Below are 18,951 nucleotides of genomic sequence, written 5' to 3'. Positions count from 1 at the left end.
ATTACCCAGAACTTTGCATTACTAAACATGTTACACTTTTTTTGAAACCTTTTATATGCAGTATCCGTAATATGAATACCGCATGATAGCGGAGGTATACGTATGGACGAAATAGTTAGAGAAAAAATAAAGCATGTTAAAAAAGGAGACCAATCAGCATTTGAAGATGTTGTCTTCCTGTTTCAGAACAAGATTTACCAGCATTGTTTCCGCATGCTTGGCAACCGGCAAGAGGCGGAGGATATTGCACAAGAAGCCTTTATTCGTGCCTATGTGAATATCGATTCCTTTGATGAACGGAGAAAGTTTTCAACCTGGTTATACCGAATCGCGACGAATCTAACGATAGACCGGATTCGTAAGCGAAAACCGGATTACTATCTGGACGCGGAAATTAAAGGAACAGAAGGTTTGAATATGTATTCACAATTGCCGTATGAACAGCGACTGCCTGGGGAAGAAGTGGAGAACATGGAGCTTCAGCGTTATATACATAAAGAAATTTCAGAACTCCCGCCTAAATATCGTAGCATTATCATTTTACGATATTTGGAAGATTTTTCACTAAAGGAAATCAGTGAAATCCTGAACATCCCGATGGGCACAGTAAAGACCCGGATACATCGGGGAAGAGAAGCTTTACGGAAAAAGCTGCGCCATGTGTAAAGGAGTGTGACATATATGAGTTGTAACAATAAAGAAGTAGTTGGGTTGATGCATCGCTATTTGGATGGCGGGCTGACAACAGAAGAAGAAAATAAACTGCGCCTTCATTTGGAGGACTGTGAAGATTGTCAGCAGCATTTCCATGAATTAAAACGAACGATAACATTCATCCAAAGTGCTGAATCTGTCACCGCTCCAGAAGGTTTTACCGCAAATGTCATGAATAATTTGCCTGCAGAGAAAAGTCGAATGAGATACATGCGCTGGTTTAAAAAACATCCAGTCATCACCGCAGCTGCTATTTTTTTTATTTTTATGATAAGCGGTATGCTTTCGATGTGGAATCAGAACACGGAGCTGGTTGTGTCCAAAGAGGAAGATCTCGTCATTGATGGGGGCACGGTGATCGTACCGCCGGACGTGGTCGTTGAGGGCGATCTTGTTGTGAGAAATGGAGATTTGATTATTAGCGGAACCATAGAAGGTAATGTAACACTAATCAATGGAGAACTGATTGAGGATCCATTTGAAAATGAGTCCTTAATGGCGTCTGTTGGAGAAATTAATGGCGAAATAAAACAAGTAGATCAGGCTTTTGAGTGGATGTGGTATAAAATAAAAAATTTTTTTAACAACCTGTTTTCATTTTAAATAATGTGATAAAAAAATCCGGGGATTCCCGGGTTTTTCTATGCAGCAGTTTGAAAGCTGTATAAGTGACCGAATGGGAGGACCACCTTGCCGTTCGGTCACTTAAAAGACCTAAAAGTGACTGAATGGAAACGATCCCATCACGTTTGGTCGATTAGAAGCATGTGACCTTTTAAAAGACTTTGGGAGCTCATGGTCACTTAGAATTCAGTAAAGTCAACTGAATTTATAAAGTAACATCACCTCACTTTAGAATTACCTCCAACAAATTAAGCTACATAATTAGTCCAAAAGACATCCAAAATAAGCGTAGCAAAAAAACGTTTACAACCTGGAGTTTATACTACTTGGATAGCGTTAAAATATGTTATAATTATAAGCATGACTATTATTAAAACAAATTGACATAGATTATATGTGTAAAAGGACGTGTAAGCACCATGATGGGTTGGGATTTTGACCTTTTACAAATCCTTCGGGTCTTCATTGATATAGGCATCGTCTGGTATGTTCTATATAAATTAATTATGTTAATTCGGGGCACCAAAGCGATTCAGCTGCTTAAAGGGATAGCAGTTGTTTTGGCTGTTTGGCTGTTAAGTATTGCCTTTAATTTACAGACAATCCAGTGGATTACAAGTCAGGCGATTGATTGGGGTCTTATCGTTATTATCATTTTATTTCAGCCTGAATTAAGAAGAGCATTGGAACAGCTTGGACGAGGGAATATATTTGGCAGGAGTGCCCGCTCTGAAGAGGAAATTATTAAGCAAAATATAGAAGCAATTATTCATTCCTGTAAATATATGGCAAAGCGGAGAATTGGTGCGCTTATTTCCATCGAACGTGAAACAGGTCTTGGAGATTACGCAGAAACGGGTACTGAGATTAATGGAAAACTGACTCACCAGCTGTTAACCAATATTTTTACACCAAATACGCCATTGCATGATGGGGCAGTCATTTTAAAAAGAGATCGAGTTATTGCAGCAGCATGCTACCTTCCATTATCAGAGAGTCCGTTTATTGCAAAGGAGCTTGGCACGCGGCACCGTGCCGCGGTAGGAATAAGCGAAGTTACAGATTCCCTGACCATCACGGTATCAGAGGAAACAGGAGGTATTTCCGTTGCAAAGAATGGTGAGTTACATAGGGAATTAAACGAGGACAGCTTAAGAGAAATACTGCAGGAGAACCTATCATTAAGTGTAAAAACCCCTGATAAAAATCAAGAAGTTGGAGGGGGGAAAGATAATGGATAATTGGTTTAAAAGTAAGTGGTTTGTACGTGCCTTATCGTTGGTTTTTGCCATATTGCTATATGTATTTGTATCCGTGGAGTCAAATGACACAGCGAATACAGATTTAACCTTTTTTCCCGGGAGTCCTTCTGACACAGAAACATTAAATGATGTGCCTGTAGATATACAGATGGATGATGAAAACTATGTGGTGAGTGGGGTGCCTGAACATGTCTCTGTCACTTTGGAAGGATCTGTCGGTGTACTCACCCCAACTGTCAGACAACGTAATTTTAATGTGTATGTGGATTTGGAAGGCTTGGGAGAAGGTGAACATCAGGTAGAGCTTGAGCACGATGTAACTTCAGATTTATCAGTGCAAATAGAACCGTCTTCCTTAGATATAGCAATAGAAGAAAGGGCAACAGCCGAATTTGAAGTGGAAATTGATTTTATGAATGAAAATGAACTCCCGAATGGGTTTGAAATTACTGGTTCGGAAGTGAATCCAACAGCCGTAACTATTACTAGTTCCCGAAGTGTCATTGACCAAATTGGTATTGTGAAAGCATATGTAAATGTAGCCAATCTTGACCGATCCATCGAAAACAGGGAAGTGCCGGTAAACGTTTATGATAAACAGGGAAATGAATTGAGCGTTAATATGGAACCGGAAAATGTAGCTGTATCCTTGGATGTGAATAATCCAAGTGCAATGGTACCACTAGAAGTAGAAACATCTGGAGAATTGCCGGAGGGCTTTTCATTAACCTCCATTTCTGCTAATGTTGATGAGGTTGAAATTTTTGCAACGAGTGAGGTGCTGGACGGCATCGATAGCATTGCCACAGAGGAAATAGATTTATCAGAGGTTACCGAATCAGGAACAGTCGATGTCCCGCTTATACTGCCTGATGGTGTCCTGGCACCTGAAATGGAAACAGTGGAAGTGCTGATTGAACTTGAAGAAACAAGGCCGATAGAAGAAATTCAGATTGACGTTGAAGACCTTAGTGATGGACAAGAGGTATCCTTTATTGAACCGGACGAGCCTGAAATGGGCATTACGGCAAATGGAGACCAAGGGAGCATAAGTGAACTTGATGGGGATGACTTCCGCTTGTTTATTAATCTGGCGGATCTTGAAACTGGGGAGCATATTGTGCCAATTACGATTGAAGGTCCCGATGATATTACAGTTGATGGAGAATATGAAGAGGCGACAGTGGAAATAAGTAATGAATGAAATGCGCTTGCTTTGTTACAAAAGGGATATATCAAGGAGTGATATGATGGCGAAATATTTTGGTACCGATGGTGTAAGAGGAGTAGCAAATGAAGAACTTACACCGGAATTAGCCTTTCGATTAGGTCGTGTTGGTGGATATGTTTTAACAAAAGATACAGAAAATCCAAAAGTTATTATCGGCAGAGATCCGAGGATTTCAGGATTTATGCTGGAAAGTTCACTGATAGCAGGACTGCTGTCCATTGGGGTTGAAGTCATGCGCAGCGGAATTATTACTACGCCCGGTGTTGCTTATTTAACAAAAGCTACAAGCTCCCAGGCAGGCGTAATGATATCTGCCTCTCATAACCCGGTCGAGGACAACGGGATTAAATTTTTTGGCTCCGACGGTTTTAAATTAACCGATCAACAGGAGGAGGAAATTGAAAAAATAATGGAAGGGGAAGACAATCTTCCGCGCCCTACCGGCGGGGAGATTGGCATCGTCAACGATTACTTTGAAGGCGGTCAAAAATACCTTTCATTCTTGAAGAATTCTATTGATAATGATTTTGAAGGAATGCAAATTGCCTTGGATTGTGCACACGGTTCTACTTCCAGCCTGGCTACCCACTTATTTGCCGACCTGGAAGCGGATATCGTTTCTACCGGCTCTTCCCCGGATGGGCTGAATATAAATGATGGTGTTGGTTCAACAAATCCAGAGAAACTGCAGAACTTGGTGAAAGAAAATAATGCCGATATTGGTCTGGCTTTTGATGGAGATGGAGACAGATTAATTGCAGTAGACGAAAAGGGCACTATTGTGGATGGAGATCAGATCATGTATATTTGTGCAAAATATATGAATGAAAAAGGGTATCTCCGCAACAATACGGTCGTGTCTACGGTTATGAGCAATATCGGTTTTTATAAAGCATTAGAAGAAAACGGAATGACTAGCAATAAAACAGCAGTTGGCGATCGTTATGTGCTGGAAGAAATGCTGAAAAATGGATATAACCTCGGAGGGGAACAATCCGGTCATATTATTTTTCTTGATTACAATACAACAGGAGATGGCATGCTGTCAGCATTACAGCTAGTAAACGTCATGAAGGAAACAGGAAAAGCATTATCCGAGCTGGCCGGAGAAATGTCGGTATTTCCACAAGTACTAAAAAATGTAAGAGTCATTGATAAGCATGCAGTGTTTAACGATACAAGGATTCAGGATGAAATTAATGAAGTGGAAAAAGAACTTGGCGATAAAGGCCGCGTGCTTGTCCGCCCATCCGGTACCGAGCCACTTGTCCGCGTGATGGTAGAAGCACCGACGAAAGAAGACTGTGAAACAAATGTGGATCGTGTGGTTAAAGTGATTGAAAAGGTATTGGGAATGAAAGAATAAATAACATATGCGTTTCAAAAAAACACAGCGTCTGCTGTGTTTTTTGTTTGGCAGAAAAGAAATCATAAAACTTGCCGGCTTGTGCAATAGTTCCTATACGCATTTAATGGAATTAATACATCCTAAGCCCGTTCGAAAGCAAGTCGTTCGTTTTATGTAAGTACCATTAAAGCTCTTTGTGCTACATGATCAAGCACTTTTTGTTCTTTGATATACCATTAAAACTCTTTATGATACATGATCAGTCAATTTTTACTTTTTCATGTATCATTAAAACTCTTTATGATACATGATCAGTCGATTTTTACTTTTTCATGTATCATTAAAACTCTTTATGATACATGATCAGTCGATTTTTACTTTTTCATGTATCATTAAAACTCTTTATGATATATGAACTGGCATCTTTTGCTCTTTCATATATCATTAAAACTCTTTATGTTATATGAACTGGCATTTTTTGCTCTTTCATGTATCATTAAAATCCGTTATGATATATGAGCAGTCTATTTTTGTTCTTTGATATACCATTAAAACTCTCCGCCTCTGTTTAATAGCCCGAGAGTAGTGAAAAAGGAATCTGATCAGATCGTGAGAAGCTAAAGGAAAAGGGCCGTGAAGTGAAATATCATGTGATGGATGATGAAGGGCACGGATTTTCCAAGAAGGAGAATGAGATAAAAGTGTACAGCTGGATGCTTGATTTATGGGAAAACATCAGGAATAAAGTGAAAGTTTGCATGGCGTATGGGTAAGAATCCCGTGCGCTTATTTCTATTTTGTCATAGATTTTCGTATTTGGACGTAGAATATAACAGGAAGGGAGAGAGTTGTTTTGAAAAAAGTGTTCAGGCCTTTCTGGAGTTTTGATATTAGGGAAACGGAAGACTGGCTGCAAAAAATGGCTTTGAAAGGCTATCAATTTGTGAAGCTAGATGTTGTGACAAGAATATTTTATTTTAAAGAGACAGATGATATAAAGGAAATTCAGTATCATCTGGATTATGGTAAAGATAAACACGACACCTTACCTATGGGTCTGGTAAAATCGGGATGGTTACCAGCTTATCAAAGTGCACGCTGGAATGTGATTTACAATGAGAACACGGTGGCTGATATTCTGTGTTTTCCTGTTCGGGATGGTGTAATTAAGCGTAATCGCAGAATGATGTATATTTTTACGGGTATGACGATGTATATATTACTCACGACATTGCTGTTTCTGATCCTCAGCGGGTTCACTTTATTTTTTGCTGGAGGAACACTAACGTTTAATGGGAATGTTTTTTGGATAAGTACATTCCTGGTCGGTTTTATTATATGGCTGCTGGCGCCATTTGGCGTGGTGAAGCTTTATCAGACGAATAAGCAGTTTTGGTGATTTGGTGTTTATTTCACTAAGCAACAACTATGAACTTTTACAGCAATTTCACATAAAATAACTAATGGCACACGAAAAATAATTGACGAACATGGCTTTTTTCGGTTAAAATGTATTGTGCCTTTTCATTCAAAAATAGAAAGGAGCATCGCAAGAGCAGCAATAAAAGCGCCAGAACTATTTTTGACCGATAAATGAAAATAGTTGACGAGGTGAAGGTGATCGAAATTTTCGGCGGATACCTTCCGATTGTACATTCCAATCGTGACGCACATTCTTAAATCAATGAGGCAACTTGTTGGACAAAGGAATGCAGCAGAATGCAGACAAATCACGGGAAAGGGGCAGTTCAACGCCCCGGGCAGGTTTTTCACTTGCCAAAATATAATCAATGACGTTGACTGCCCCTTATTGGAAAAAGGAGGCCACAGCGTTATGTGTGGAATTGTAGGGTTTATCGGACAAAATGATACAAAGGAAGTCTTATTGAATGGACTGGAAAAGCTGGAATACCGTGGTTATGATTCAGCAGGAATTGCCATGCTGAATGATCAAGGTATCCACCTTTCCAAGATAAAAGGACGTATTGCAGCACTTAGAGAAGATGTTGACCATTCCATTCGTGCAACAATGGGGATCGGTCATACCCGCTGGGCGACGCATGGTGTGCCGAGTGAAGAGAATGCACACCCGCATCAAAGTGCGTTTGGCAGGTTCACTTTGGTTCATAATGGCGTTATTGAAAATTACCAGGAACTACGCGAGGAATACCTCCATGATGTAGAGCTGAAAAGCGAAACAGATACAGAAGTAATCGTGCAGCTTATGGAAAATCTTGTGGAAAAAACACAGGATACAGCTGAGGCTTTCAGGCAAACAATGCGTTTACTGAAGGGTTCCTATGCTATTGCTTTGATTGATCGGGAAGACCGGGATCATTTATATGTGGCAAAAAATAAAAGTCCGCTGTTAGTTGGTTTGGGTGATGGCTTTAATGTTGTCGCAAGTGATGCCATGGCAACATTAAAAGTAACGGATCAGTATCTGGAAATTTATGATGAGGAAATCGTGAAGGTAAACCGCCATTTTGTCGAGGTTCAAAAGCTGAATGGTGTTGTCGTGGATCGTAAACCATTCACTGCCCAGATCGATGCCGCAGATACTGAGAAAGGGATATACCCTCATTTCATGTTAAAGGAAATTGACGAGCAGCCTTTTGTCATACGCAAGATTATGGAAGAATATCAGACAGAAAACAATGCGTTGAAATTGGATGCTGATATACGAAAAGTTCTGCAAGACACCGACCGGATTTATATTATTGCAGCTGGCACTAGCTATCATGCAGGGGTCGTTGGTAAAGATTTTCTGGAAAAAATGGCAAATATCCCAACAGAAGTGCATATTGCCAGTGAATTTTCTTATAATATGCCATTATTGTCCGAAAGACCGTTATTTATATTTATTTCTCAAAGTGGGGAAACAGCAGATAGCCGTGCTGTTTTAGTGAAAATAAAGGAAATGGGATATCCGGCACTGACAATTACCAACGTGCCAGGATCCACCCTTTCCCGTGAAGCGAATTACACGCTGCATTTATATGCAGGACCGGAAATTGCAGTAGCATCAACGAAAGCTTATACAGCACAGATCGCAGTGTTGGCAATTCTGGCTGTGGATTCAGCGAAAGCCAAAGGGCTGGAGCTTAACTTTGATCCAATGCAAGAATTGGCGATGGTTGCGAATGCGATGGAGGTTTTGACAGATCAGAAAAGTGCTATCGAAGAATTGGTGAGAGACTATTTACCAATTTCCCGCAATGCATTTTTCATCGGCCGAGGTACGGATTATCATGTATGCCTGGAAGGGGCATTGAAATTAAAGGAGATCTCCTATATTCAGGCAGAAGGTTTTGCTGGCGGTGAATTAAAGCACGGAACGATTGCTTTAATTGAAGAGGGAACACCAGTGATTGCCCTTGCGACACAGGCGGAAGTGAATTATGCCATTCGCAGTAACGTGCAGGAAGTTGTCGCAAGAGGCGCAAATGATTTGATTATTAGCATGAAAGGTATGGAGCGAGATACGGATGCTTTTGTTATCCCGGCAGTCCATGAATTATTGACACCACTTGTTAGTGTAGTACCGTTGCAGTTGGTAGCATATTACGCTGCACTTCATCGTGGGTGTGATGTTGATAAGCCGAGGAATTTGGCGAAGTCGGTTACTGTTGAGTAGGGAGTTATTTCTTGTGTTATAATTGTATCTCCCTGTTTCATTCTTCTTCCCTCTGCTAAAAAGTCGGTACCTACTGCTAAATAGTTGGTATCCGGAGCTGAAGGAAGAGAGAAGAAAAAGAGCAGGAAAACCATGTGTTTTCAACATTAATTCAATCGTAGAATCAATACGAATCAAGGCTGGATCCAATGCGGATTCAGTCTTTTTGTTTTGTCCAATATCTGTTCAATTCCTTGTCCAATAATAGTTCGTGCGTGTTCAGTTATTTGTCATATTGTGCGATTAATCAAAGAGATATGAGTCAAAGAGCTATCTTATTGGAACGTTTGGGCTCACCTTTGCATCAACAGGGGTACTCCACCAAAGAAGAAATCGAAATTATTTGTTCGATGCTTAGACATTCATGGAAGCCCTTACAACAACCCCATCATTTACAATCGATGCCTGATCTTATTAAATGGTTTCAAAATTTCATCCCAGAACTCTGGAGCGAGCTTGGAAAGCCCTGTTCAAAGGCACTTATCAATCAATCGCTCACCTTTTTGGAATCTCGATTAGCAAATATAGACTTCACCAAAGCTGTTTTGGTTCATGGCGATGCTCATCATGGAAATGCTCTGCAAGATCCAACTAAACCTCAACCGTCATTTAAATTGATCGACCCTAATGGTTTGGTAGGAGAACCATCCTATGACTTAGGAATCCTCATGCGTGAATGGCTTGATGATTTAGTAGAGGAACCTTTAGAAGTTGGCAAAAAACGTTGTTCTTTGCTTGGACAATTAACTGGCGTGGATACGCAAGGGATATGGGAATGGGGTTACATTCAGTCGATTTCTACAGGGTTATTTTTAATCAAAAGTGGTCAGGAACAATTCGGTTACAACATGCTTAAGGTAGCAGAAGCTTGGAAAGAAATCAGCTCATAGAAGATCTATTCCTGAATACCAGATTTACTTGATTAGCAGAAGAAGAAGAAAATGATCAAACTTTTTTATAAAAAACTGATTTAAATATATTGAATAGGAATCCTTTTTGATCAATCTTTTTTCAAAATGGATTCCTCTGTTTACGGTCCAATACGGGGTTTGTGAGGTATTTTTGATCAAACTTTATTTTAAAGCTACATTTCCACTACATTAACGGTCAAACGTCGGATTTGCAAGGGTTCGATGCCCGCAGAAAACCGCACACTGTAATGGTCTTTTTTTGGAGGTTTCGATGCCTAAAAAAAAGAGGAAAGCAAAAAAGAAAGTTATGGCCGGTGAGTGTTTGGCCATAACTTAAATTTTTTGTGTATATATACAGGGGAATCGGAAAATAATGTGGAAAGAGGGTTAAAAAAATCCACCACCATCGCCATAGTCAGTGTGAAAAAATTAGAACATTTCATCTGATAAGCAAATTTCGCCATAAAGAAACTCCATATTTTCTATGCTGAGGTACAAATTTGACTTTACTTTCACCAAACTTAAATTTAAGGCAAAAAATTTTAGTTTAAAGTTTGTCTTCTTTCAAAAGATAAGCAAAAGGAGGCGTATTATGAAAAAAACTTTCTTTTTAATGATCGTCACATTTATATTATTCACTACTTCTGCAAGCATTAGTGTGGCACAAAAATATGATTTCGATTCAAAAGAGCCAATGAGCGTTGATGAAGTATATCAGGTAAAAGGTTATACTAAAAATGTAGACAAAGTTATAAATGAATTTGAGAAGAAAATAGATAAAGACATTTCGATAATTTCGATACCACAAAAAATACCATTTGAAGTCACAAAAAGATTCGCCAAAATAGAAAAAGAAAGTAATTTGTCCATACATTATCTAGGTGAAGACAGAAAAGATATATTTCAGTATACTGTTAATACAGAAAATCTTAGAGATGTGGAAAACAACAACAAACTAAGTAATGGAAAAGAAGTTTTTATAGACACTGTTAAACCAAATAAAATACACTCGATTCTAGAATTAGTATATAAACATCAAGACATTGAATATATTATGAGCATAAAAATCAATGAGAAATATACAAAAGAAAACTTGATGGAAACTGCTGAATCATTAAAATAAAAAGGGCATTACTAGCAAATTAAATGAGCTAGTAATGCCTTTTTTTATCTATATGCATATGACAAATATGCTCTAGCATGAGATCTACCTTGTGATGAATCTCCACTTCTTAAAACTACATGATAGTATCCACTGCTAGGAGCATTAACTGTTTTAAAATCACTCCCTCCTCTACCTGCTGCGCCAATAGAATCAATAAGATTTAAATTATCGTCGTACAGGTATGCACCTACTTGAAATAAACTATCATCGTATGTCATAACATCTAGCATGATTCTACCGCCACTTGGAACATATATACTATTAGAACTGTGTGAGATATCTCCTTGATGGATTGTTACAGATTGACACCTTACATAAGAGTCTGAACAATCTGATCTACTTGCAGCATCTGACTCTAAAGGGTCGACTAGTAAGAAAATTAAAAAACTCAAAGATAGTAATTAGGAAATACGTAAATACTTCATGATTAAACACTCCCTAATATTTTCTTATATGTATACTTCAACAAAAAAAGGAAAATCCTTCTGTGGATTTATAATAAAGATTGATAATTTGAAATAAAGATCGATGATTTATAAAAAAGTTTGATACAATTGTGTTAATATGCAGGATTTTTCCGTAATCGAACCTGGGAGATCGTTGCCTCTTTATTTCTAAATATAAAGGCTAAATGGTTTTCTTCCGTTAAAGGAGCGATTGTTGAACAAGACTTATTGAATAAATAACACGATAAATTAAACAGAAGGGTTAGCTTTAGGTAATTGGAACCTAATTCATTTTTATTGCTTTAGTATTGAATTGCTTAATTATAATAAACAGTCATTGAATTAATATCAAAATAATTGTTGACTCTTACCTTAGGTAAGGGTCTATTGTTTATATATTGGGAGGTGAGTTCAACATGCTTACAGTGAAACAAGTGGCTGATTTGACAGGAATAACGGTCAAAACGCTCTATCATTATCACAAGATTGGTTTGTTAGAGCCTAGCAAAATTACTGAATCTGGATATCGGTTGTATGGGAAAAATGAATTAGAAAAATTACAACATATTTTGTTTTATAGGGAATTAGATTTTTCATTGAAAGCTATTCAAAAAATATTGTATGAAAGAAAGAATCGTTACCATGTTTTAATTGAACAGAAAGAACTGCTGGAAAAGAAAGAAGAGCGAATCAGTCTTATATTAACTACGATCAATGAAACCATTCATTTTGAAGAACGTGGAGAAGTAATGGATGAGCAAAGTATGTTCCAAGGACTAAACAAAGAACAATGGCAGGATCAATTAAAAGAGCAAAATGAGTATTTGAAAGAAAACTATCAATATGAAATTCTTACAGATGATGTAAACAGTGAGGAATTAGATGAGTCAGCAAGGGAGTCACAAGCGTTTATGGATAAAATGGCTTTTGCGTTAAAACAAGGATGGGCTGTTGATGATGAAAGAGTGAAGCAACTGATCTCTGATCATATCCGCTATATCAATGATCATGTCATGGAGTTAGATCCGAAAGGTTTTGTTGAATCCACTTGGTTTTTTATTAACGATGAATTTCACAAAAATATGCTGGAAGAGCAACAAATTGGATTAAGTTATTATTTATATGCCGCTTCTGTAAATTACGCACAATAGGCTTGGGATTGGAGGAAATAGAATGGGAGTTGTAATAAAAGTAGATAGATTAGTGAAAAAGTATTATGGATCTACGGAGAATGCGGTAGACCATATCAGTTTTGAGGTAAATGAGGGAGAATTTTTCTCCTTTCTCGGTCCAAATGGTGCTGGGAAAACAACGACTATTTCTATTCTGACGACAATCTTGTCTAAAACCAATGGGGAAGTAACAATAGCAGGTTTTGATGTAGATAAGGAAGCAAAACAGGTTCGACGTAACATTGGCATTTTGTTTCAAAACCCGAGCGTTGATCCAGAATTGACTTTAGAAGAAAACATTCGGCTCCATGTAAGTTTATACGGCATTTATGGGTATCGTCCATTTTATCGACTCATGTCTAACGAATATAAACTACATCTTCAAGAATTAGCTGAGATGATGGATATGGATGACTCCCTTTTTAAGAAACTGAAAACTTTTTCCGGTGGGATGAAGCGCAAAGTTGAGATTATTCGTAGTCTGATGCATCAGCCCAACATATTGTTTTTGGACGAACCGACACAAGGGCTGGACGCTGCCAGTCGCCATTCCTTTTGGGAACATATACAAAAAGTTCGTAAAGAAAAGAATGTAACCATATTTTTAACGACTCATTATTTAGCTGAGGCTGAGTCAGCAGATAAGGTGTGTATGATTCATCGAGGGAAAATCGCGATGTCTGGTACGCCAGATGAGATAAAAAGTAGCCTTATGGTTAAAAAAAGCATGAATATAGATGCGGGTAACCGAGATGAATTAAAGTCTGAATTATTGGCTCTGGGTGTTGATTTTTTGGAGACAGCAGATGGCTTTAAAGTCTTCTATCAAGCACCGACTGCTCAGGATATAATATATAAAATAGACACCCCACTAAAAAAGCTGAATGTGATGCAACCGACGTTGGAAGAAGCATATATGGACCTGATGAAACATAAGGACAAGGAGGATTTCAATGTCAGTAGCCGCTAAAGAACTTAATGCTATCACAGCGATTGCTTTCAGGGAGTTTTCTAGATCGTTTCGTAGCCCTGTCCCATTCGTTGTGAGCCTCGTTTTCCCAATCCTTTTTCTCGGGATATTGGGAGGGAGCTTGTCTCAAAATTTAGGAGGAGGCGTCGGATTTCATTATTTACAATTTATCATGATTGGTATGATGGTCAACAGTTTGTTTATGGAGACGATTAGCGGTATGAGTTCATTAATTGAAGAGCGTGATAAGAACATGACGCAAGAGCTGTATGTTTCACCTATTTCTCGTTATTCCATCATATTAGGTAAAATGGTGGGGTCTGGTGTGATGAGCATAATTGGTTTGGCAGGGATCCTTATCGTAGCGATCGTTATGAAAGTCCCTCTCGGTGGTATGAATATGGTGTGGCTTTTACTGATAACACCGATTATAGGCATGGTTGGAGCTTCATTAGGTATTTTTTTCATTGGATTTGTGCGGGATGCCAAAACAGCAGATGCTGGTTCCATGTTACTTGTTATGCCCCAGCTGCTTCTTTCAGGAGCTATTATCCCAATCACTTATTCTGAGGGGATTCTTGGCTTTTTAGCGAAAATCATGCCGATGACATATTGTATTGATTTCGCCAGAGCTGTTTTTTATTGGGGAGAACCAGAATACGATGCTATTGTTGTGCATCATCCGCTACTGAATTTATCTGTAATGGCAAGTTTATTTTTGATATTTTCAATCGTAGGATCAATCATGTTTGCAAGATCGGAAACCAATCGCTAAAGCTGAATGATATGAAAATGGCTTTTCAATGAATTATCTTTAGAAAAGTATTATTAGAAATGGAGGCGTTTGTGGAAGAATGTAGTTTGAGGTCTCAATGGTGATTTACTCAAGCTCATTGTAACGATCTTCCAGAAACGGAGACTATAATGAAATAACATAGCAGAAAATGCTCAAACTTTTTTATAAAAATCTTCCGGCAAGAATCATTTTCAGAGCCTGATTTGCTCAATCTTTTTTCAAAAGCAGTCTTCGATCTTTTTATTGAATCAGGCTTTATAGTCCTATTATGATCAAACTTTATTCTAAAGCTACAATAACTGTTGGGTTACAAAAATAACAGTAACTTGTTAAAAGTTTAAGTAACTGGACAAATATTGTGGCTATTAAGCAAAAGTTATGGTAACAGTAGTAGCTTGGTGTTACACCAATCTACTGTAAGTTTAAAATAAAGTCGTACCGTTTATAAAAAAGTTGCGCTGTTTTACCCCTTAGGATTTCTTTATCTAAGGGGTATGTTGTTTTAAAAGGACTTACTTAATTAAGCAATTCAGTGTAAACTGGACTAGTAAAACAAAATAAAGCTTATATAGAAATTTGTGAAGAAATGCACTTAAACTAAAGAGGCAGAAAAGTTGAACAAGAATGGAAACTTTTTGCTAGACGATAACGTAGTATTATTAAAGTTCTTTAAGAAGTTTTTTGAGAAGTACATTGAGGTAATAGAAAAGCAAACAGGAGAGAATATATTGATTTTTAAAATTGGAGTTGAGAAATTTGTACGAGTATAAATTTGAACGTATCGAATTGAAGGTATGGGGAAAAGAAGCAAAAGAAGATTACCAAGAGGTTATAAAGGATTATGCAAAAGAGGGATGGAGGTTTGTTCAAATTTTTGCTCCAGGAGTGGGATCATACGGGGCTCCTACGTATTATGAACTTATTTTCGAAAGAAAGACTCATTAAATAAGATGCTTAAAACACCTAATTAATATTAAATATTTACTAAATCTTATTGTGTTAATGGGTGCTTTAATAAAAGGAAGATTTGTTGGTATGGCAGCTTCTATTGTGTTAAAGGGACAGGTTAATGGAAGAGTCAATATTGATGTTTGTTCAACAAAAGGGCCATATATGGACTGTTTTACAAATTGTTAATGTGAAAAATAAGCATATTCCTTATGAAAATATTTCGATTTCACATCCAGAAATACAAGATAAAGAGAAGTTGAAAGAAGCAAAGAAATATACATATCGTTCTCTGAACAAAAACGATGATGAAGAAGGTTTTACATTAATGAACAAGTAGATGGATCCACAGAAGACTTTGATTTGGTGCAGATGAATCAATTAAGACATGAATATACTTCAGTTCCAAAGGTCAAACGGATCAAAAATGGGTCTGCCAAACAACGTTTGGACGAGGACGAAAATACAAAAAGATACTATGGTGACGATAAATTCATTCGTTCTACAGCAGAAAGTGGTGGTCAGCAGCTAGCACGAGGATTGGAACATCAAATGTTGCACGAAATTCAAGCGCAAGGAGAATTAAAAGACTTTATTAATGTGCTAAAAATTTTGGAATAATACCCGGAAGTGAAAGCGATTCGGGCGTATACTGATGTGTTGCCAGAAGGACTAGGAGAGAGAAAATTTACAAAGCTTAGCGACGGTGTTTCAAAAAGAAATTATGTGATTGCTCTAAGGTATATATGATGAATGGGAGACGATTCAATATTATTGAGGTAGAACGTGAAGATCGTTCCTTATCAACACTTATTTTATCATTACCTTCGGAACAAGATTAGCTTACGAACTATAATCAGGTACTTTTGAACCTTGTCAATGCAAGTGGATCATGGACAAGTGACTCATTAGAGTCTATTAAAACTAAAGGAATTAGTTTTGTTAAATCAAGACATAGTAGTAAAGGAATTGAGCAGAGCCGAGTTATTAAGACGAAAATTTTTATAACATTTAAAAAGCGTGAATGACTCGCGGTACAATTATCTGTCCGCAGTAGGGTTTTCCATTAGATCTATAACCTCTTAAAAAGGAGATGATACCGTCGATACAAGAATCATCTCCTTTATGTAGCATAGCATCTAATTCGAAGAGCGTTTGATCAATGTCTCAAAAAGCGCTATTTACCATTTCCCACTACTTCCAGCACCCGAAATTCCTTCTCTCTTCCCAACCCCGCTTCCCATCTCCCATTCCGTTCATGTAAGCTCCATTCAAGTGTATCCATTATAATTTCCTTCATTGGACGAAAGCTTAATCCTGCTTCTATGGCTTTGTCACTGTTCGCACACATCATCCCATTCATATTTAAGGAATCAGGGAGCCAAAATGGCAGTTCTAACCAGGGTTGGATCTGATTTTCTTGTAAAATGGGTTCCTCTACCCAGTAAAGCTCTGTGTTTTCAGGTGACACTAGTTTATTACAAGATAGAAGAAAGTCTCTGAATCCCAGAGTCTCTTTCGGTCCAACCGCATTAAATGTACCCTTCACACCTTTGTCAACTATCTCAATAATCCACGAGGCTAAATCACGCACATCAATAAACTGAACTTTTTTACTTTTGCTTATTTTTGGAACGAGAATCCTTCCTCCCTGATTCATTCTCCATGGCCAATAGGTAAAGCGGTCTGTTGGGTCATCTGGTCCAACAATGAGACCTGGTCGTATGATGAGTGAGTTATTATAAAAATCATTGTTTACTATGACTTCACAAGTAGCTTTATTGCTTCCGTAGTCGCCTTTATCTAGTTCTTTGAGTGCATTTAATTCGAACACAGGACCTTTATCCAGTCCTTTATATGCACTGATACTTGAGATGAACACATAGGTATTGCAACGATCTTTTAATTGATCCACAGAACGTTGTACATCATCTGGATCTCTACCTGAAATATCTATCACCACATCCCAATTATCCTTAAGCTTTTCGATATCAACTGTACTGCGATCACCAACAATATGTTTGACATCTTTTACCTCTTTTAGGAATTCTGGATTTGTTTTTCCGCGATTAAATAATGTAATATCCATTCCCTTATTCAAAGCTTGTTCTGCGATATGTTTTCCTAAAAATAATGTCCCACCTAGCAACAGTACTTTCATTAGTCCGATCCCTCCACTAAGATAGAGTCAATAATCCCGTAATCCTTCGCTTCCCTTGCTGACATAAAGAAATCACGTTCGGTATCAGATGCCACTTTTTCATACGATTGCCCACAACGATCCGCTATTAATTGATTTAATTCTTGTCGTTGCTTGAGAATTCTCTTGGCGTAAATGTCCATATCTGTTGCTTGACCTTTCATGCCGCCTAACGGTTGGTGGAGCATAATTTCAGCATGAGGAAGAGCCACCCGTTTTCCTTTTGTTCCAGCTAGTAGCAGTACAGCACCAAATGAAGCCGCTAAACCAGTACAGATTGTTTGCACATCTGGCTTAATATGATTCATCGTGTCCAAAATCGCAAATCCAGCTGAAATAGAACCTCCAGGGCTGTTAATGTACATGGAAATATCTTTATCGGAATCCTGTGATGATAAGAATAAAAGCTGTGCTGTCACACTATTTGCAATTGTGTCATTTATTTCAGATCCAATAAAAACTATACGGTCTTTTAATAGTCGTGAATAAATATCATAGCTTCTTTCGCCATGATTGGTTTGTTCCATAACATAAGGGATAGGAACACTCATCTAATAAACCTCCCTTTAGATTTGAATTTCAATAATGACTTTAGATTCAAAAGAAAAATTAAGCCACCATTTTGCAATCTAACGTTGAATAGGCTTGCTGCTGTTGAACGTATAAGGTAGGAATACACGCATTGTCGGTAAGAAGGCTGGTAAGCAGCTGTATGTCTCCTTCTTGCAAAGCTTGGCTATATAGCTGTACGCGAAGCGCTTCTTCCTCATCTACAGGGTGAACTCCTTCCATATTTTCTCGAACATCATTTATTATCTTTTGCCTTGCCCGAAAAAGTGTTGCCTTCACAGCGCCTACACTCATATTTGTCAAAAATGCTATTTCTTTCAGGCTATATCTGCATACATCTGATAAAAGAAATAGTATTTGTTGGTTTATGGTTAACCTGGTGACAAGTGTACTTAACACATGTGTGAAGTTTAAAGAAGTCATTAACTCAGTAGAATCCCAGAATTGCTGACAGTTGTCCTCATACGGAACAGTTGACGGTTTTCTTTTACGAATCTCGTCAATCCATGTATTTTTGGCAATGGTAGTAAAGTATGCCTTCGTCAGCGATTTAGGCTTCTTTTTCCAACTCATGTAAGCTTTTAGCCAGGTTGTTTGCATAAGATCCTCTGCATCATGATGATTATTGGTAAAACGCAAACAAGCTTTCCATGTTGAAGAAGCATAGCTTTCCCACGCTTTATTAAACTTTTGATTCATGACTTACACTCCTTTTTAATCGCTCCTTTCACTTCTTATAACGGAAAATAGGAAGAAAAGGATACGATTTTGGGGTGAAAAAATTGAATATGAAAGTAAGCGTCAAATAAAACACACATAGAATCAGAAAGTCATCCATGCGATAATCTTCTTAGAAATGAATTCAGGAGGTTATGCGATGACTCTAAAAGACAAAAGAATAGAATGGGAAGCGCGGTA

General features: G+C 37.9%; 19 protein-coding genes and 1 pseudogene. 16 read left to right on the top strand and 4 right to left on the bottom strand.

All coding sequences use genetic code 11. From position 1 onward, the window contains the following. The first annotated feature begins 102 nt into the window (after window positions 1-102). The 10 genes and pseudogenes from sigW to ACDX78_RS13140 all read left to right on the top strand — a co-directional run bounded on the left by sigW (window position 103) and on the right by ACDX78_RS13140 (window position 10,889). Window positions 103-666: an RNA polymerase sigma factor SigW gene (sigW, locus tag ACDX78_RS13185; protein WP_486028583.1), complete on the top strand. Its 564-nt coding sequence runs from the start codon at window positions 103-105 to the stop codon at window positions 664-666. A gap of 15 nt (window positions 667-681) precedes the next feature. Further along, entirely contained in the window at window positions 682-1,317 is a 636-nt protein-coding gene (locus ACDX78_RS13180) for a zf-HC2 domain-containing protein (protein ID WP_486028581.1), read from the top strand. Between the two features lie 440 nt (window positions 1,318-1,757). Further along, complete coding sequence (gene cdaA / locus ACDX78_RS13175) at window positions 1,758-2,579, top strand: diadenylate cyclase CdaA (RefSeq protein WP_486028579.1); 822 nt, start codon at window positions 1,758-1,760, stop codon at window positions 2,577-2,579. Then, window positions 2,572-3,804 carry a CdaR family protein gene (locus ACDX78_RS13170; protein ID WP_486028577.1) on the top strand — a complete coding sequence of 411 codons (1,233 nt, stop codon included), beginning with the start codon at window positions 2,572-2,574 and terminating at the stop codon, window positions 3,802-3,804. The genes cdaA and ACDX78_RS13170 overlap by 8 nt, the downstream gene beginning before the upstream one ends. A 46-nt stretch (window positions 3,805-3,850) precedes the next feature. Beyond that, on the top strand, window positions 3,851-5,197 hold the full coding sequence (gene glmM / locus ACDX78_RS13165) for a phosphoglucosamine mutase (protein ID WP_486028575.1): 1,347 nt from the start codon (window positions 3,851-3,853) through the stop codon (window positions 5,195-5,197). A 558-nt stretch (window positions 5,198-5,755) separates the two neighbouring features. After that, a pseudogene (locus ACDX78_RS13160) lies at window positions 5,756-5,952 on the top strand (alpha/beta hydrolase family protein); the annotation flags it as partial. An 89-nt stretch (window positions 5,953-6,041) separates the two neighbouring features. Beyond that, a complete protein-coding gene (locus tag ACDX78_RS13155) occupies window positions 6,042-6,578 on the top strand; it encodes a DUF2812 domain-containing protein (RefSeq protein ID WP_486028725.1) in 537 nt (178 codons plus the stop codon). Window positions 6,579-7,013: 435 nt separating this feature from the next. Further along, window positions 7,014-8,816: a glutamine--fructose-6-phosphate transaminase (isomerizing) gene (glmS, locus tag ACDX78_RS13150; protein ID WP_486028573.1), complete on the top strand. Its 1,803-nt coding sequence runs from the start codon at window positions 7,014-7,016 to the stop codon at window positions 8,814-8,816. A gap of 188 nt (window positions 8,817-9,004) precedes the next feature. Then, window positions 9,005-9,745, top strand: coding sequence for an aminoglycoside phosphotransferase family protein (locus ACDX78_RS13145; RefSeq protein WP_486028571.1), 741 nt, complete (start codon window positions 9,005-9,007; stop codon window positions 9,743-9,745). Between the two features lie 613 nt (window positions 9,746-10,358). Beyond that, window positions 10,359-10,889 carry a hypothetical protein gene (locus ACDX78_RS13140; protein WP_486028569.1) on the top strand — a complete coding sequence of 177 codons (531 nt, stop codon included), beginning with the start codon at window positions 10,359-10,361 and terminating at the stop codon, window positions 10,887-10,889. Window positions 10,890-10,933: 44 nt separating this feature from the next. Here ACDX78_RS13140 and ACDX78_RS13135 read toward each other — a convergent pair whose 3' ends face one another. Further along, entirely contained in the window at window positions 10,934-11,161 is a 228-nt protein-coding gene (locus tag ACDX78_RS13135; protein WP_486028567.1) for a hypothetical protein, read from the bottom strand. A gap of 632 nt (window positions 11,162-11,793) precedes the next feature. Between ACDX78_RS13135 and ACDX78_RS13130 the strand changes: the two genes are divergently transcribed. The 6 genes from ACDX78_RS13130 (at window position 11,794) to ACDX78_RS13105 (ending at window position 15,884) form a co-directional block, all read left to right on the top strand. After that, the gene (locus tag ACDX78_RS13130) at window positions 11,794-12,528 is read left to right on the top strand and encodes a MerR family transcriptional regulator (RefSeq protein ID WP_486028565.1); all 735 of its coding nucleotides are present in this window, start codon (window positions 11,794-11,796) and stop codon (window positions 12,526-12,528) included. A 22-nt stretch (window positions 12,529-12,550) separates the two neighbouring features. Further along, complete coding sequence (locus ACDX78_RS13125; RefSeq protein WP_486028563.1) at window positions 12,551-13,519, top strand: ATP-binding cassette domain-containing protein; 969 nt, start codon at window positions 12,551-12,553, stop codon at window positions 13,517-13,519. After that, a complete protein-coding gene (locus ACDX78_RS13120; RefSeq protein ID WP_486028561.1) occupies window positions 13,503-14,294 on the top strand; it encodes an ABC transporter permease in 792 nt (263 codons plus the stop codon). Before ACDX78_RS13125 ends, ACDX78_RS13120 begins: the two co-directional genes overlap by 17 nt. Window positions 14,295-15,071: 777 nt before the next feature. Next, window positions 15,072-15,260 carry a DUF4177 domain-containing protein gene (locus ACDX78_RS13115; protein ID WP_486028559.1) on the top strand — a complete coding sequence of 63 codons (189 nt, stop codon included), beginning with the start codon at window positions 15,072-15,074 and terminating at the stop codon, window positions 15,258-15,260. Window positions 15,261-15,384: 124 nt separating this feature from the next. After that, window positions 15,385-15,603 (top strand): hypothetical protein, encoded by a 219-nt coding sequence (locus ACDX78_RS13110; protein WP_486028557.1) that lies wholly within the window; start codon window positions 15,385-15,387, stop codon window positions 15,601-15,603. 23 nt (window positions 15,604-15,626) lie between these two features. Beyond that, on the top strand, window positions 15,627-15,884 hold the full coding sequence (locus tag ACDX78_RS13105; RefSeq protein ID WP_486028555.1) for a hypothetical protein: 258 nt from the start codon (window positions 15,627-15,629) through the stop codon (window positions 15,882-15,884). A 556-nt stretch (window positions 15,885-16,440) separates the two neighbouring features. Here the strand turns inward: ACDX78_RS13105 and ACDX78_RS13100 are convergent. Genes ACDX78_RS13100 through ACDX78_RS13090 form a run of 3 tightly spaced genes read right to left on the bottom strand, consistent with a single transcriptional unit; the run spans window position 16,441 to window position 18,732 of the window. Next, window positions 16,441-17,424 (bottom strand): NAD-dependent epimerase/dehydratase family protein, encoded by a 984-nt coding sequence (locus ACDX78_RS13100; protein ID WP_486028554.1) that lies wholly within the window; start codon window positions 17,422-17,424, stop codon window positions 16,441-16,443. Continuing rightward, a complete protein-coding gene (locus ACDX78_RS13095) occupies window positions 17,424-18,014 on the bottom strand; it encodes an ATP-dependent Clp protease proteolytic subunit (RefSeq protein ID WP_486028552.1) in 591 nt (196 codons plus the stop codon). Before ACDX78_RS13095 ends, ACDX78_RS13100 begins: the two co-directional genes overlap by 1 nt. Window positions 18,015-18,072: 58 nt before the next feature. Beyond that, window positions 18,073-18,732: an RNA polymerase sigma factor gene (locus tag ACDX78_RS13090; protein ID WP_486028550.1), complete on the bottom strand. Its 660-nt coding sequence runs from the start codon at window positions 18,730-18,732 to the stop codon at window positions 18,073-18,075. Between the last annotated feature and the right edge of the window lie 219 nt (window positions 18,733-18,951).

It is taken from the genome of Virgibacillus oceani (genome assembly GCF_041521345.1).
In the GTDB taxonomy this organism is placed as follows: domain Bacteria; phylum Bacillota; class Bacilli; order Bacillales; family Amphibacillaceae; genus Virgibacillus_N; species Virgibacillus_N oceani_A.
Note: the sequence above shows the minus strand (reverse complement) of the source record. Positions and strands in the feature narration are given on the sequence as shown.

Bases quoted from the DNA above. Each gene is read 5' to 3' on its own strand.
- sigW (WP_486028583.1), top strand. From the start codon at position 103: ATGGACGAAATAGTTAGAGAAAAAATAAAGCATGTTAAAAAAGGAGAC.
- ACDX78_RS13180 (WP_486028581.1), top strand. From the start codon at position 682: ATGAGTTGTAACAATAAAGAAGTAGTTGGGTTGATGCATCGCTATTTG.
- cdaA (WP_486028579.1), top strand. From the start codon at position 1,758: ATGATGGGTTGGGATTTTGACCTTTTACAAATCCTTCGGGTCTTCATT.
- ACDX78_RS13170 (WP_486028577.1), top strand. From the start codon at position 2,572: ATGGATAATTGGTTTAAAAGTAAGTGGTTTGTACGTGCCTTATCGTTG.
- glmM (WP_486028575.1), top strand. From the start codon at position 3,851: ATGGCGAAATATTTTGGTACCGATGGTGTAAGAGGAGTAGCAAATGAA.
- glmS (WP_486028573.1), top strand. From the start codon at position 7,014: ATGTGTGGAATTGTAGGGTTTATCGGACAAAATGATACAAAGGAAGTC.
- ACDX78_RS13145 (WP_486028571.1), top strand. From the start codon at position 9,005: ATGCGGATTCAGTCTTTTTGTTTTGTCCAATATCTGTTCAATTCCTTG.
- ACDX78_RS13140 (WP_486028569.1), top strand. From the start codon at position 10,359: ATGAAAAAAACTTTCTTTTTAATGATCGTCACATTTATATTATTCACT.
- ACDX78_RS13135 (WP_486028567.1), bottom strand. From the start codon at position 11,161: ATGCTAGATGTTATGACATACGATGATAGTTTATTTCAAGTAGGTGCA.
- ACDX78_RS13130 (WP_486028565.1), top strand. From the start codon at position 11,794: ATGCTTACAGTGAAACAAGTGGCTGATTTGACAGGAATAACGGTCAAA.
- ACDX78_RS13125 (WP_486028563.1), top strand. From the start codon at position 12,551: ATGGGAGTTGTAATAAAAGTAGATAGATTAGTGAAAAAGTATTATGGA.
- ACDX78_RS13120 (WP_486028561.1), top strand. From the start codon at position 13,503: ATGTCAGTAGCCGCTAAAGAACTTAATGCTATCACAGCGATTGCTTTC.
- ACDX78_RS13110 (WP_486028557.1), top strand. From the start codon at position 15,385: ATGGAAGAGTCAATATTGATGTTTGTTCAACAAAAGGGCCATATATGG.
- ACDX78_RS13100 (WP_486028554.1), bottom strand. From the start codon at position 17,424: ATGAAAGTACTGTTGCTAGGTGGGACATTATTTTTAGGAAAACATATC.
- ACDX78_RS13095 (WP_486028552.1), bottom strand. From the start codon at position 18,014: ATGAGTGTTCCTATCCCTTATGTTATGGAACAAACCAATCATGGCGAA.
- ACDX78_RS13090 (WP_486028550.1), bottom strand. From the start codon at position 18,732: ATGAATCAAAAGTTTAATAAAGCGTGGGAAAGCTATGCTTCTTCAACA.